Below are 13,995 nucleotides of genomic sequence, written 5' to 3' on the forward strand. Positions count from 1 at the left end.
AGCGCGGATTGGTCCGCTCAGCGCGGAACGCGCTGCAGAGCGTAAACGCGGCTCAACGCTTGTGACGATTGTGTTGCGGCAAATGCCAAGACAAATGCCAAGAGATGGCCGCCGCAGCGGCAAACTTCCGACACATCATCGAGGCGAAAAGGAGTAATCCGACATGATGCGAGCGCGAGGCAGATTCTCTCAAGGAATCTTCCGTCGCGCGATTATTTTTATGAGGTCCTCGTGTCGCACAAACTTCGTTTTGCGATCCTTCTCGTCTTCACACTGTTCCTCTCTCCCGCGCTCGCGCAGCCGGCCGCCAAGCCGGCGCCGCCGCAACCCGCACCCAGCGACGCGCTGACGCCTGAGCAGGCCAGGCGCGCGCTCGACACGCTGCAGGACGACAAGAAGCGCGGCGAGATCATCAACACGCTGCGCGCCATCGCCAACGCCTCGCCGCAGGCGGCGCAGCCCGCGCCGGCCCCCGAGCAGCAGTCGCCGATCCCGCTCACCGCCGACAGTCTCGGCGCGCAGCTGTTGCTGATGGTCTCGGAGCAGGTCGGCGAGATGTCGCGCGAAGTCGCCGACGTCGCGCGCACGCTGACGCATTTCCCCGCGTTCTATTACTGGTTCGTGCGCACCGCCAACGATCCGGCTGCCTACGGCCTCATGATCGATATCGCCTGGAAGCTGGCGCTGGTGTTCGGCTGCGCGCTGGCAGCCGAATGGGTGGTGTTCCGTCTGATCAAGCGGCCGGTCGCATTCCTGGAAGCGCGGCTGCCGCAGACTGCGCGGGTGCCGGTGCAGGCGCTGGCCAGCGCCGATCCGCCGTCGTCGGTCGCCGACGTCACCCCGGAGGGCGATCTGCATCGCCGCCGGCTCGGCCTGGCGCGGGCCTGGCAGTCGCTGGTCCGGCTGCCCTTCGTGCTCGGCCGCCTCGTGCTCGAATTGTTGCCGGTGGTGGTGTTCGGCGGCGTCGCCACCGCGCTGCTCGGCACCGAGATCGGCGACCAGTCGACCACGCGGCTCGTGATTCTGGCGGTCGTCAACGCCTATGTGTTCTCGCGCGTGCTGATCTGCGCCGTGCGCGCGCTGGCCGGGCCGTTCGGCCTGTTCCGCGTCCGTGCCGAGACCGCGGCCTATATCGAGATCTGGGCGCGGCGCATCGTGGCCGTCGGCGTCTCCGGCATCGCCTTTGCCAATGTCGCGCTGCTGCTCGGGCTATCTCGCGCCGGCTACGCCGCGCTGCTCCGGCTCGTGATGCTCGTCGTGCATCTCTTCATCGTCGTCATCATCCTGCAGTGCCGCCGGCAGGTCGCGGAAGCGATCCGCGCGCCGGCCGGTCGCACCGGCATCGCGGCGCGGACGCGCAACCGCCTCGCGTCGCTCTGGCACGTGCTGGCGATCGCGCTCGACCTCGCGCTATGGGCGGTGTGGGCGCTCAACATCCGCAACGGGTATTCGCTCCTGCTGCAATATTTCGTCGGCACCGTCGCGGTGCTGCTGGTCACCCGCCTCGTCATCATGGTGGTGCTGAGCCTGATCGATCGCGGCTTCCGTATCAGCCCGGATCTCTTGCACCGCTTCCCCGGGCTGGAGACCCGCGCCAACCGCTATCTGCCGCTGCTGCGCAAGGTGGTTACGGCGGTGATCGCGCTGATCGGCTTCGTCGCGCTGCTCGAGGTCTGGGGCGTCGACGCCATCGTCTGGTTCTATGGCGGCCAGATCGGCAGCCGCCTGATCTCGGCGCTGGTGACGATCGGGATTGCCGCGTTTGCCGCGGCCGTGATCTGGGAGGTCGCCAATGCGCTGATGGACCGGCAGATCGAATCGCTGTCGCGCGAGGGGCATTTTGCCCGCGCCGCGCGCCTGCGCACCTTCCAGCCGATGCTGCGCACCGCGCTGTTCTGCATCATCGTCACGGTGGTCGGGCTCACGGCGCTCAGCGAGATCGGCGTCAATGTCGCGCCGCTGCTCGCCGGCGCCGGCATCGTCGGCATCGCGATCGGCTTCGGTTCGCAGAAGCTGGTTCAGGACCTGATCACCGGGCTGTTCCTGCTGATCGAGAACACTGTGCAGGTCGGCGACAACGTCACGGTGTCGGGCCTCTCGGGCGTGGTCGAGAATGTCTCGATCCGCACCATGCGGCTGCGTGCCGGCGACGGCTCGGTGCATGTGGTGCCGTTCAGCGCGGTGACCACGATCACCAATGCCAGCCGCGGCGCCGGCAATGCCGCGGTCAGCGTCAACGTGTCCTACAAGGAGGACACCGACCGCGCCGGCGAGGTGCTGAAGGACATCGTCGCCGGGATGCGTCAGGAGGCGGCGTATCGCGCGCTGATCCGCGGCGATCTCGAATTGTGGGGCGTCGACAAGGTCGACGGCTCGGTCGTGACCATCGTCGGCCAGATCCGCTGCACCGATGGCGGCCGCTGGTCGGTGCAGCGCGAGTTCAACCGCCGCATGAAGCGGCGCTTCCAGGAAGAGGGCATCGAGATCGCCTCGATGGGCCAGACCATTTTGATGCAGCTTCCGGCACCCTCCGAGCCGGACACCAGCGCGCTGCCGCGCCGCGCCGCGGGCTGATTTGCGACACCGCGTTCCGTCTCATCGTTGCGACACCGTCTCGCGACGATGAGACGGCAAGGGCCTCGCTGAGCCCGAGGCATGGCTCATACTTGGCCGAAAACGCCGTCTTTCCTCCTCCTCTCCTGCGATTTCCGCGCTGGCACAGCGCTTGCTCAACGCATCTTTCGAATGCGCGGCAAGACGCATTGCATGACTGAACCGCAAAGCCAGAAGGAAGGAAATGCACATGGAGCTTGGCTACTTCACCATGCCCTCGCACCCGCCGGAGTGCGGATTGAAGGAGGGCCACGACTGGGACCTGCAGACGCTGCGCTGGCTCGACGAGCTCGGCTATCAGGAGGCCTGGATCGGCGAGCATCACACCGCACCCTGGGAGCCGCACCCGTCGCCCGACCTCTTGGTCGCGCAGGCGCTGCTGCAGACCAAGAATCTGCGCATCGGCCCCGGCGGCTTCCTGCTGCCGTATCATCACCCGGCCGAGCTCGCCAACCGCGTCGCGATGCTCGACCATCTCTCGAACGGACGGCTCAATTTCGGCGTCGCGGCCTCCGGCCTGCCGAGCGACTGGGCGATGTTCAATGTCGACGGCATGTCGGGCCAGAACCGCGACATGACTCGCGAGGCGCTCGAGATCATCCTGAAGATGTGGTCCGAGCCGGGCCCGTGGACGCACAAGGGTAAATTCTGGACGGTGAGCAAGCCGGACACGATGTTCGATTTCCTCAAGCCTCATATCAAGCCGCTGCAGGGACCGCATCCGCCGATCGGCGTCGCGGGGCTGTCGAAGAACTCGGACACGCTGAAGCTCGCGGGCGAGCGCGGCTTCATTCCGATGAGCCTCAACCTCAACCCGGCCTATGTCGGCAGCCATTGGGACTCAGTGGAAGCCGGAGCGGCCAAGACCGGCCGCAAGCCGAGCCGCAAGGACTGGCGGCTGGTGCGCGAGGTGTTCGTCGCCGACACCGACGAGGAGGCGTGGAGGCTGTCGACCGGCGACATGATGGGCCGGATGATGGGCGAGTACTTCCTTCCGCTGCTCGGCCATTTCGGCTTCAAGGACTATCTGAAGCATGCGCCCGACGTGCCCGACAGCGACGTCACCGTCGAATATTGCGCGCGCCGGAATTGGATCGTCGGCTCGCCGGCGACCGTCACCGAGAAGATCGAGAAGATCTACCAGGAGGTCGGCGGCTTCGGCGTGCTCTGCGTGTTCGGCTTCGACTACAAGCACAAGCCGGAGGCCTGGCGGCACTCGCTGGAGCTGCTCAAGAACGAGGTGATGCCGCGGCTCAAGCATCTCGGCGCCGAGTTCGAGAAGGCTGCATGACAGCTGCGCGGGGTGCGGGGCTTGCCTCGCACCCCGCGTCGCATATCTTGAAGGGGATTCTATCGGTTCAGGGTCAGGGCATGACGGTCGACGCACAGAGTTTCAAGCAGGCGATGCGCCATTGCGCGGGCGCGGTGGCGCTGGTGACGGTCGGCCGCGAGCCGGGCCAGCGCACCGGCCTGACGGTGACCTCGGCCTGCTCGCTCTCGGACAATCCGCCCTCGGTCCTGGTCTGCGTTAACCGTAACGCTAGCGCGCATACAAGGATCCGCGAAGAGCGCCATTTCGTCATCAACTTCCTGAACGAAGACCACGCGATGCTGGCGCTGACCTTCTCCGGCCAGAAGGGCGTCAACGGCGATGACCGCTTTGCGTTCGGCCGCTGGACCACGGGCGCGACCGGCGCCCCGGTGCTGGAGGATGCCGTCGCGGCGTTCGACTGCGTGCTGACGCAGGAGCTCGAGACCAAAACCCATTCGGTCTTCATCGGCGAAGTCCAGCATGTGCGCGCCGTGACCACGGTCGATCCGCTGATCTATCTACGCTCTGGTTTCCAGAGCGTGCGCAACATCCACGACCCCGTCGTGCTCGGCGATCTCGACGCGCGCCGCGTGAGCTGGAACGAGTTTTCCTGATCGATTGACGGAGTCGGCGATCGGTTGGATTGCGACGATACTATCGCCGCTCTTCCGTGTTTTCGCCGCGTCGGACGCGAGCCGCCCTCCGATAGTCAATCAGCATCGCTGACCAATCCTGATCAAATCGACGCGCGCATCATATGCGCAAGTGGCATGCTATAAGCGCCGTCGCGCGTGCAGGCGCGGTCGATGACGGCGTCGGTGCGCTCATCGCGGTTGCCGGCGGCAATGGGAAACACAGGCGCGTTCCAGGATCTCTCGTCAACAAGGGAGGATCAATCATGAAGATCGTTGTGATCGGCGGCACCGGACTGATCGGGTCCAGGACCGTTACCATTCTGCGCCAGCGCGGCCATGACGTCGTCGCCGCCTCGCCGAAGGGTGGCGTCAACACCATCACCGGCGAGGGGCTCAACCAGGCGCTGGCCGGCGCGGCCGTGGTGATTGACCTCGCCAATTCGCCATCGTTCGAGAACAAGGCGGTGATGGAATTCTTCGAGACCTCCGGCCGCAACCTTCTGGCTGCGGAGAAGCCGGCCGGTGTCCGGCATCATGTCGCGCTCTCGATCGTCGGCACCGACCGGACGCCCGAAAACGGCTACTTCCGCGCCAAGGTGGCCCAGGAGAAGCTGATCGAGGCCTCCGGTATTCCCTACACCATCATCCGCGCGACGCAGTTCATGGAATTCGTCGGGGCGATCGCCGATGCGGGTGGAGATGGCAAGGCGGTCAGGCTGTCACCCGGCCTGTTCCAACCGATCGCGGCGGAGGACGTGTCGGCCATGGTGGCCGATGTGGCGCTCGAGGCCCCGCGCAACGGCATCGTTGAGATCGCTGGTCCGGACCGCGCACCGTTCAACGAAATCGTGGCCCGCTACCTGAAGGCCGTCGGCGACCCGCGCGAGGTGATCAGGGACCCTGACGCCCTCTATTGGGGCGGCCGGGTCGAAGAGCACTCGCTGGTGCCGCTGGGCGAGGCCCGTCTCGGCCGGATCGACCTGGACGAATGGCTGCGCCGCTCACGGCCGGGGGGCTGATCGTCCCCCGCGGCACGTGGCGGGATCAAATCTGGCCCGGGCACCGCATTTACGGCCCAATTTGCGGTCCATGGGGCATGGTGATTTGCCCGCGCTTGGCGTAAAGCAGCCGAAATCACAATCGCCACGCGCGGCCGTGCCGCCTGCCGGACCTCGCGGCTCGACGCTGCCTGGTGCGGCGTTCTGCGCCAACCAGGATTTCCCTTCTCGTGTCATTTTCGACCACAAGCCCGCCGCTCGCCCGGGCCCTCGCCGAGCGCAGCTACGATCAGCCGACCCCCGTTCAGGTCGCGGTGCTTGCTGACGAAGCCGTCGGCCGCGACCTCTTGGTTTCGGCTCAGACCGGCTCCGGCAAGACCGTCGCCTACGGGCTTGCGATCGCAACCGATCTGCTGGACGGCGCCGAGCGGTTCGAACGGGCGGCGGCGCCGCTGGCCCTGATCGTCGCGCCGACGCGCGAGCTTGCTTTGCAGGTCCACCGCGAGCTCGCATGGCTCTATCAATATGCCGATGGACGCGTCGTCTCCTGCGTTGGCGGCATGGATCCGCGCCGCGAGCAGCGCGAGCTTGCCGCCGGCGCGCATATCGTCGTCGGGACGCCCGGCCGGCTGTGCGACCATCTGCGCCGCGGCCACCTCGACACCTCGGAATTGAAGGCCGTCGTGCTCGACGAAGCCGACGAGATGCTCAATCTCGGGTTTCGCGAGGATATGGAGTTCATCCTCGAGGCCACGCCGGAGGCGCGGCGCACCTTGCTGTTCTCGGCGACGTTCCCGCGCGGCATCGTCGCGCTGGCGAAGCAGTATCAGCAGCAGGCGTTCCGGATCGAGGTCGCGGGCGACGAAGGTGGTCATGCTGACATCGACTATCGTGCGATCCGGATCGCGCCGGGGGATGTCGAGCACGCAGTCGTCAACGTGTTGCGCTTCTTCGACGCGCCGAGCGCGCTGGTGTTCTGCAACACGCGCGAAGCCGTCAGGCATTTGCAGTCGGCGCTGCTGGAGCGCGGGTTCTCCGTGGTCGCACTGTCGGGCGAATTGACCCAGAACGAGCGCACCCAGGCGCTGCAGGCGTTGCGCGACGGCCGCTCCCGCGTCTGCGTGGCGACCGACGTGGCGGCGCGCGGCATCGACCTGCCGAGCCTCGACCTCGTGATCCATGCGGATCTGCCCAATGACGCCGAGGTCATGCAGCATCGCTCGGGCCGCACCGGCCGTGCCGGCCGCAAGGGCGTCAGCGTCCTGCTGGTGCCGCCGGCGCGTCGACGGCGTGCGGAATTGCTGCTCAATCTGTCCGGCATCGATGCGGTCTGGGGCACCGCGCCGCAGCCGGATGAAATCCGCAAGCTCGATCACGAACGCATGCTGAAGGATGCGGTGCTCACCGAGGAGTCGAGCCCCGACGATCTGGTGCTGGCGCAGGCATTGCTCGCCGAGCGCTCGCCGGAGGAGATCGCCGCGGCGCTGGCGCGGCTCTATCGTGCGCGACTGCCTTCGCCCGAAGACATCAGCGATCCCGGCGAGAGCAAGGGCCGATCGCGCGACGATCGCGGCCGGGACGATCCGCGCAGTTCACGCGGTGATGACCGGCCCGCGAGAGCCCGATCGAAGAGCGGAACATCGTCGTCGCGCCACGGCATGGCGGAAGCCAGCGTCTGGTTCCGGGCGGCGATCGGACGAAAGAAGAATGCGGAAGCGCGCTGGCTGTTGCCGATGATCTGCCGTCGCGGCGGCATCGACAAGCGCGACATCGGCGCCATCAGGATCATGGACACCACCACCGAGTTTGAGATTTCGGAGCGGGTCGCCGAATCCTTCGCTGTCAAGGTCCAGCGTCCGGACAAGGAAGACAGCATCCGCATCGAGCCGCTCACCGGCGCGCCGCAAGGGCAGGCGGCGTCCGACAAGCGATCACACGCGCCCCGGCGCGAGGCCGTCGACGCGGATGGCGGTGCGCGTCACGGTGACGAGGCGCGCGATGCGGCCGGTCCAAAGCACCGCGGCAAGCTTTATCGCGACAGCGGCGCGAAGTTCGGCGGTGAGCCGGCGTCGGGCAAGAAAAAGAAGCATAAGGACAAATCCGGCCACGCGGGACCGCCGCCGCGGGTAACTGCGTGGCCTGCGAAAGGCGCACCCGGAAAGAAGCCAAAGAAAAAGCACCGCGGCTGATCTGCCGCCGTGACGCGTGCGATGAAGCGATCGCGCGCGTCCCGCAACTTCTATTTCAGCCACACCATCAGCGGGACCGGCGCGCGCCCTGCGCACGACAGCGTTCCCTCATAGGCATGCGCCTTGCGGGCGCTGTACGTACAGGGCGCGCCGTCCAGCACCAGCTCCGCCGTCACCTGCGAATCCGGCCCCGCGAGTTGCAGCCGGATCTCTCCGGCCCGTTCTTCCGGTCCGTCCTGGGTGCAGATCCCGACATGCTTCATCTTCAGCGGTCCGGAGAATTGCTTTCGTGCGCCCGGCTCGCTTTCGGTGAGATGCCCGGTCAGCTCCCATTCGCCGAGCACGCCGGCCTGACCGAGAATCTCCATCGCGCCGAGCGGCGGCACATGGCACAGTGATAGTCCGACGGCGCCGAGCAGCGCCGCCGCACCGTTGCGCCATCCATTGTTGCGCGATGGTATCCGCAGCATCAGAGCTTGCTTCCGGTTGTCTGGCGCAATTCGATCAGCTCCGGCCTCGATACGTCGGAATCCGCGGTGAGCCGGGCGATCTGCACCGCGCATTCCTGGGTCTTGGCCTGATCGCCGGACGCCTTGGCGCTCTTGATCATGCCGAGATAGGCCGCCAGCCGATTGGGCTCCTTCTTGAGCACGGCCTCGTAGGTGGCAAGCGCCTCCTTCGCCCTGCCGCGATCGAGCAGCATTGCCGCGTAGAGCTCGCGCGCCGGCGCCAGCGGTCCGGGGGTGACGGGATGCTTTTCGGTCTTGTCTTCCGCTTCTGCTGCGGCATTCATCGCGCTGAGCGCCTCGTCGAATTTGCCTTCGGCGTACAGCACCCAAGCGCTCGCGATCTGCTGCTGGATGTCGACGATGTTGGACCAGTACGCGTCCTTTGCGTCCTTCAACTTGTCGCGCAGCTCGACGAGCTTCGCGATATCGGCCTTGGCGGCCGCCGGATCACCGGAGCGCGCGGCGCCGACCGCGCGGGCAAAATAGGTGATGGCGTCAGCATAGGCGTACTTGGTCGGACGCACCTCAAGCGCAGCAGCTCCCTTCCAGTCGCCGCGCTCGAACACATAGCGGGCCTGGCTTGCCGCCACCGCGTAGGGGCCGGCGAACCGATCCTGTTTGAACTCGAGCTTGCCGAGTTCGTCGACCACCGCGCGTGCCTCCTTGTCCTGGCCGAGCTGCAGATAGGCATAGACCAGATAGTCCATCGCGTGGGCCTGGTCCTGCAGTTCGCCGTCTTCCTTGGCGATGCGCGCGGACTCCTTGTTCGAGGCGATCGATTCCTTCCAGTAGCCGACGCGCGTGAAGATGTGTGACGGCATATGCTGGGCATGCGGCGCGCGTTCGGCGATCTTGGCATAGCGCATCGCCGCGTCGAGGCCCTTCTCCGCCAGCGTCGGATAGTCGTAGAGATGGATCAGATAATGCGCGATGCCCGGGTGCTCGGGCTGGCGCTTGAAGATCGGCTCGAGCAGTGCCGCGCCCTTCAGCTGGTTGGCATAGGTCTTGTCGGTGGGGGACGCCGCGACATTGAGCGTGATCGCATAGGCGATCTGGGCCTCGTCATCGTCGGCATAGTGGGTCGCGACCTGCTCTTCGGCGGCGAGGAATCGCTGCACGCGGGTGCGGTGATCGACCTTGTCATAGTCGACATACATCGCGGCGATCGCATTGATGTATTCTTGCTCGCGCGGCGTCTGCGCACCTAGCGCCTGGCCTTTCTTCACGGCCGCGAGGCCGAGCGGCAGGTTCTCCGGTGGTGGCGGTCCGTGCGGATTGTAGAGATAGCTGAGCGCGATGCCCCAATAGGCGATGGCGCATTGCGGGTCGGCCTCGAGCACCTCCTCGAAGGTGCGGCGCGATGCGCTGTACCAGAACGAATGCTGATACAGCATGGCGCGATCGAACAGCTCCTGCGCCTCCGGCTTGCAGGATGTCGCAAAATGCACTTTGCCCAATCGTTGGTCTTCAGAATGTGAGGCAGCAGGCTGCGAAATGGTCGCGGCAACCAGGCCAACGACCACAGCGAGGGGAAACCGTGTCATAGGACCCGCTCCGTGGCGTTGCATGAAAGCTGCAGGATATCACCTTTCCCGGCAAGGCGATATCGCGCCATGAGGGCCCCGGTCCGCGGGAACATTGCTCGAATGAAATATTTGGTTAGCCGTCGAAAGCGATCTTCAACGCCTTGATCTTCCGATACAGCGTGGCGCGGCTGAGCCCGAGCGCCTTCGCGGCCTCGGTCACGCGACCGCCGCTGGTGCGCAGCGCCTCCACGATCACCGCGCGCTCGCTTCCCGCATGATCCGCCTCGGCGCTCCGTGCGCTGAACGGCGGCAAATCGAGATCGGCTTCGGTGATGACGCCGCCTTCGGCGGTGGCGCCGGCGAGCCGCAGCACATGGCGGAGCTGGCGCATGTTGCCGGGGAACGGATAGGCCATCAGCTGCACCCAGGCGTCAGGCGCGATGCGGCAGTGCGGCGCCTCCTCGTCGGCGATCTGCGCGATGACATCGCGCCTGTCGGCACGCTCGCGCAACGCCGGCAGCCGGACTTCCATGCCGCGCAGCCGGTAATACAGATCGGAGCGGAAGCTGCCGTCTTCGGCCATCAGCGCCAGATCGCGATGGGTGGCGCTGATCAGGCGGATGTCGACCGCAACCGGCTTCAGCGCGCCAAGCGGCCAGACCTCGCGATTTTCCAGCACGCGCAGCAGCCGCGTCTGCAACGACAGCGGCATGTCGCCGATCTCGTCGAGGAACAGCGTGCCGCCGCTGGCCTGCACGATCAGTCCCTTCGATCCTTCGCGCCGCGCGCCGGTGAAGGCGCCGGCCTCGTAGCCGAACAGCTCGGCGTCGATCAGGCTCTCCGGCATTGCCGCGCAGTTCAGCGCGACATAGTTGCGGGCGCGACTGCTGGCGGCGTGGATGGCGCGCGCGAACACGTCCTTGCCGGCGCCGGTCTCGCCACGCAGCAGGATCGGCAGATCGAGATTGCCGACCGTCATCAGCCGCTTCACGCCTCTGATCAGCACGGGATCGCGGCCGGCAAGCTTGTGCAGCCCGCTGAACTGCCCGGCCGGTTTTTCACGCGGCTGTGTCGGCGGAGGCCGCAGCGAACGCGCCCGCGCCGGCGGCGCCAGGTGGCCGCGTCCCCATGGCGTGCCGTCGGCCCGGCGCAAGGTGACGGACTCGTCCGCGGCGCGTGTCGCGCGATCGTCGAGCTGGATCAGATGCGACAAATCGATGCCGTCGTCGATCATGGCATCGGTCAATCCAAACACGCCGCGCGCGGTGCGGCAGGCGCCGACCACGCGACGGTCGTCGTCATAGGCGAGCATGCCGTGGCCATCGCCGGGCAGGGTCGCGATCCAGGAAGCGCGGTAGCGCCGGCGGAAGAACGACTGCTCGATCCGCCGCGTCGCCTCCGTGGTGACGGCGAGCGCCAGCTCATGCGCGCTGCGGCCGAGATCGCTGCGGCATGAAGAGATGTTGACGGCGCCGGCGAGGCGCCCGGCATGATCGAACAGCGGCGACACCGCGCAGGTGAACATGTGCCACTGCTCGCGGAAATGCTCGTCGCCATGCACGAGGATCGGCCGCTGCTCGGCGAGCGCGGTGCCGAGCCCGTTGGTGCCTTCGAACGTCTCGGCGAAGTTCGAGCCGGTGTAGATCTTCCATTCCAGGAACATCCGCGCGTAGTCGCCCTCGGGCAGCCGGCTCACCAGCATGGTGGCGTTGGGATCGGCGAGGTTGACGCAGTAGCCGCTATCGTGGAGCACGCGGGCGAGGTCCTCGATCTCCGGGATCGCGACCTGGATCAGGTCCTCCATCGGTTCGGCGATGTGCCGGACCTCGGCTTCGGTGAGGGTCTGCGGCGGCCCGCGCCGGGCCGGGTCGAGGTTGTGATTGACCAGGCAGCGCCGCCAGGACGCGGCAATCCGCGTCTCGGTGTCGACGCCGGCCGCCTGATTGGCCGCCGATAAAACACGGGCGACGTGATTTGAGGCCGAAAGATTGGCCATCCAGAGGTCTCCACCCTGTATTTTTGCCAAAGTCTGGCACCCCGCGGCCGAATGTCAATTGGCCGGCGGGGTCGCGGGGAGGGACCTTGGGTGGAGGATCGCGGTACCGGACGCGGCTCAGTCCGCAGGCTGCGCCTCGGGAAATTTCCAGCTGCCGTCGAGGATCTCGGCGCGCGGTTGGAACAGCCGGACGGTGTAATTCCATCCCGGCGTGATCGGCAGGCAGTTGGCGACCTTGCCGTCGCAGCCGCCGAACTGGATGGTGACCGCGCCATCGGAGGCTTGCTTTGCGGTGATGCTGTTCACCGCATAGGCATTGGCCGGGTTCGGTTGCAGGTAGCCTTCACTGTTGTAGACGGTGAGCGACCAGAAACCATCGACCGGGATATCCCTGACCGTCAGCCGGTAGATGGTGCCGCCGTCATTGCGCGCGGGCGTGATCGGAAGATAAAGCGCATCCTGCTCCGGATTGCCGCCCCACAACATCGCGCTTCCGATCAGGTGTCGCACCGGATCGACCTGATGCGCGTCGGCGCCGAACATCCGCCGCGTATCGGAGACCGTGGCGCCAAGCTGCAACAGTGCGGCTTTCACCGTCTTCAGGCTTGCCGCATCCCAGTTCGGGATCTCGAATGCGCCGGGCCGGTCCTGGCTGGCCTTGACCGCGTCCTGCAGGGCGTGAACCTGCCGGACCTCCTCGGCGTTCGCAAAATCGACCTGGAAGCGGACGACCGCAACGGCGTAGCGCGTGCCGACCGCGTCGCGGGTCAGGGTGTGGCGACCGGCGCCGTAATGGACCGCAAGGGTGTACTGGTCTTCATTGACGATTTGCATCGCCATGAAACGCTTGGCGCCGCCGGGTAGCTCGATTGTCACCGGTCCGGCATCGAGATCGAAGACCGCAAGCGAATAAAGCGTGTCGCGGTTGGGACGGACGATGCCCTGCTGGACCGGAGCAGCAAGCTCGCGGCCATGACGGAATTTTCCGAAGCCGCCACTGCCGGCCACCCCGGCGAAATAGGTATCGGTCTGGGCGCGGTTGTAGGTGTCGATGGTGACGCGCTGCGGGGCCGATGGGGGTGTTTGTGCGGACGCGATGGTTCCCGCCAATGCAAATGACATGGCTGCCAGGATGCTCGTTTTCATAGGCGCTCCGGATGAGGTCCTCTCCGTGCGAGCTGGTAGTCTGTCCAAATACGAAAATAAATGACCACGATTGGCAGATATCCTACCGAATATGGTAGGAGTGCCGGATGGATCTCAACGCCGTCAGGATGTTTGTTGCGGTTGTGCAGGCGGGCAGCCTGTCCGCGGCGGCCACGCGCCTTGCAATGCCGCTGCCGACATTGAGCCGCCGCATCCGCGATCTCGAACGGCAGCTCAAGGTCCAGTTGCTTGAGCGCTCGGTCCGCGGCGCCAGGCTCACCGATGCCGGCGCAAGGCTTTACGAACACGCCGGCCGCGGCATCGAGACGCTGCTCGAGGCCGAGCAGGTGATCGTGAACGACCAGGCCCATCTGAAGGGACGCCTGCGGCTGTCATTGCCGCCGACGTTCGAGCCGTGGTGGGAGTTGCTGGCCGCGTTCCAGCGGCGCTATCCCGATATCGAGATTTACCTCTACACGACCGAGCGTCGCGTGGACCTGGTCGAGGACGGCATCGATGTCGCGCTTCGTGTCGGCGCGATCGTTCACGAGGCCATGGTGGCGCGACACCTGCTCTCGTCCCGCAATATCCTCGTGGCCAGCCCGCAACTGGTGAAGCGCCTCGGCGTGCCAAAACATCCGGATGCGCTGCATGATCTGCCATGCGCGACGTGGGCCTCGCGCATCGATGAGCAGGCGCGCTGGGACTTGGCCGGGCATGTCGTCGAGCCCAGGGCGGTGCTGGCCACCAACGACTACGAGCATTTGTGCAGGCGCGCGCTGCGTGGCGATGTGGTCACCGAGCTGCCGCCCTTCCTTGCGGCGGCGCCGATCCGGGAGAAGCGCCTGGTCCGATTGCTGCCGCAGCATCCGCTGCCGGAGTGGTCGCTCAACCTGGTCTATCCGCCGCACCGTCACCAATCGACCATCGTCAGGACCTATTTGGATTTTTGCCAGGGCTTTCTGCCGAAGATCGTGCAGGCGTGCACGGTTTGAGTGGAAGTCGTAAGCTGCTTCGTAGGGTGGATTAGCCGAAGGCGTAATCCACCGCTCCGCGTCCAACGCAGAACGG

General features: G+C 66.2%; 10 protein-coding genes. 6 read left to right on the forward strand and 4 right to left on the reverse strand.

Annotated elements, in window-relative coordinates:
• Positions 1-231 precede the first annotated feature (231 nt).
• From G6P99_RS04745 to G6P99_RS04765, 5 genes are all read left to right on the forward strand, one after another.
• Positions 232-2,574, forward strand: coding sequence for a mechanosensitive ion channel domain-containing protein (locus G6P99_RS04745; RefSeq protein ID WP_029083125.1), 2,343 nt, complete (start codon positions 232-234; stop codon positions 2,572-2,574).
• A gap of 229 nt (positions 2,575-2,803) precedes the next feature.
• Positions 2,804-3,904: an LLM class flavin-dependent oxidoreductase gene (locus tag G6P99_RS04750; protein WP_029083124.1), complete on the forward strand. Its 1,101-nt coding sequence runs from the start codon at positions 2,804-2,806 to the stop codon at positions 3,902-3,904.
• Between the two features lie 80 nt (positions 3,905-3,984).
• Entirely contained in the window at positions 3,985-4,539 is a 555-nt protein-coding gene (locus tag G6P99_RS04755) for a flavin reductase family protein (RefSeq protein WP_165129248.1), read from the forward strand.
• Between the two features lie 284 nt (positions 4,540-4,823).
• A complete protein-coding gene (locus G6P99_RS04760) occupies positions 4,824-5,579 on the forward strand; it encodes an SDR family oxidoreductase (RefSeq protein WP_029083122.1) in 756 nt (251 codons plus the stop codon).
• Positions 5,580-5,788: 209 nt separating this feature from the next.
• Positions 5,789-7,747, forward strand: coding sequence for a DEAD/DEAH box helicase (locus tag G6P99_RS04765; RefSeq protein ID WP_029083121.1), 1,959 nt, complete (start codon positions 5,789-5,791; stop codon positions 7,745-7,747).
• 50 nt (positions 7,748-7,797) lie between these two features.
• Here G6P99_RS04765 and G6P99_RS04770 read toward each other — a convergent pair whose 3' ends face one another.
• From G6P99_RS04770 to G6P99_RS04785, 4 genes are all read right to left on the reverse strand, one after another.
• Positions 7,798-8,217 carry a hypothetical protein gene (locus tag G6P99_RS04770; RefSeq protein WP_035977546.1) on the reverse strand — a complete coding sequence of 140 codons (420 nt, stop codon included), beginning with the start codon at positions 8,215-8,217 and terminating at the stop codon, positions 7,798-7,800.
• Positions 8,217-9,704: a hypothetical protein gene (locus G6P99_RS04775; protein WP_245284795.1), complete on the reverse strand. Its 1,488-nt coding sequence runs from the start codon at positions 9,702-9,704 to the stop codon at positions 8,217-8,219. The genes G6P99_RS04770 and G6P99_RS04775 overlap by 1 nt, the downstream gene beginning before the upstream one ends.
• 211 nt (positions 9,705-9,915) lie before the next feature.
• Positions 9,916-11,778 carry a sigma-54-dependent Fis family transcriptional regulator gene (locus G6P99_RS04780; protein WP_165127460.1) on the reverse strand — a complete coding sequence of 621 codons (1,863 nt, stop codon included), beginning with the start codon at positions 11,776-11,778 and terminating at the stop codon, positions 9,916-9,918.
• A gap of 117 nt (positions 11,779-11,895) precedes the next feature.
• Positions 11,896-12,924 carry a DUF1254 domain-containing protein gene (locus G6P99_RS04785; protein ID WP_165127462.1) on the reverse strand — a complete coding sequence of 343 codons (1,029 nt, stop codon included), beginning with the start codon at positions 12,922-12,924 and terminating at the stop codon, positions 11,896-11,898.
• Between the two features lie 107 nt (positions 12,925-13,031).
• Here G6P99_RS04785 and G6P99_RS04790 point away from each other — a divergent pair, with 107 nt between their 5' ends.
• The gene (locus G6P99_RS04790; protein WP_029083117.1) at positions 13,032-13,919 is read left to right on the forward strand and encodes a LysR family transcriptional regulator; all 888 of its coding nucleotides are present in this window, start codon (positions 13,032-13,034) and stop codon (positions 13,917-13,919) included.
• The last annotated feature ends 76 nt before the right edge of the window (positions 13,920-13,995 follow it).

It is taken from the genome of Bradyrhizobium sp. 6(2017), from assembly GCF_011058295.2.
Lineage (GTDB): Bacteria > Pseudomonadota > Alphaproteobacteria > Rhizobiales > Xanthobacteraceae > Bradyrhizobium > Bradyrhizobium septentrionale.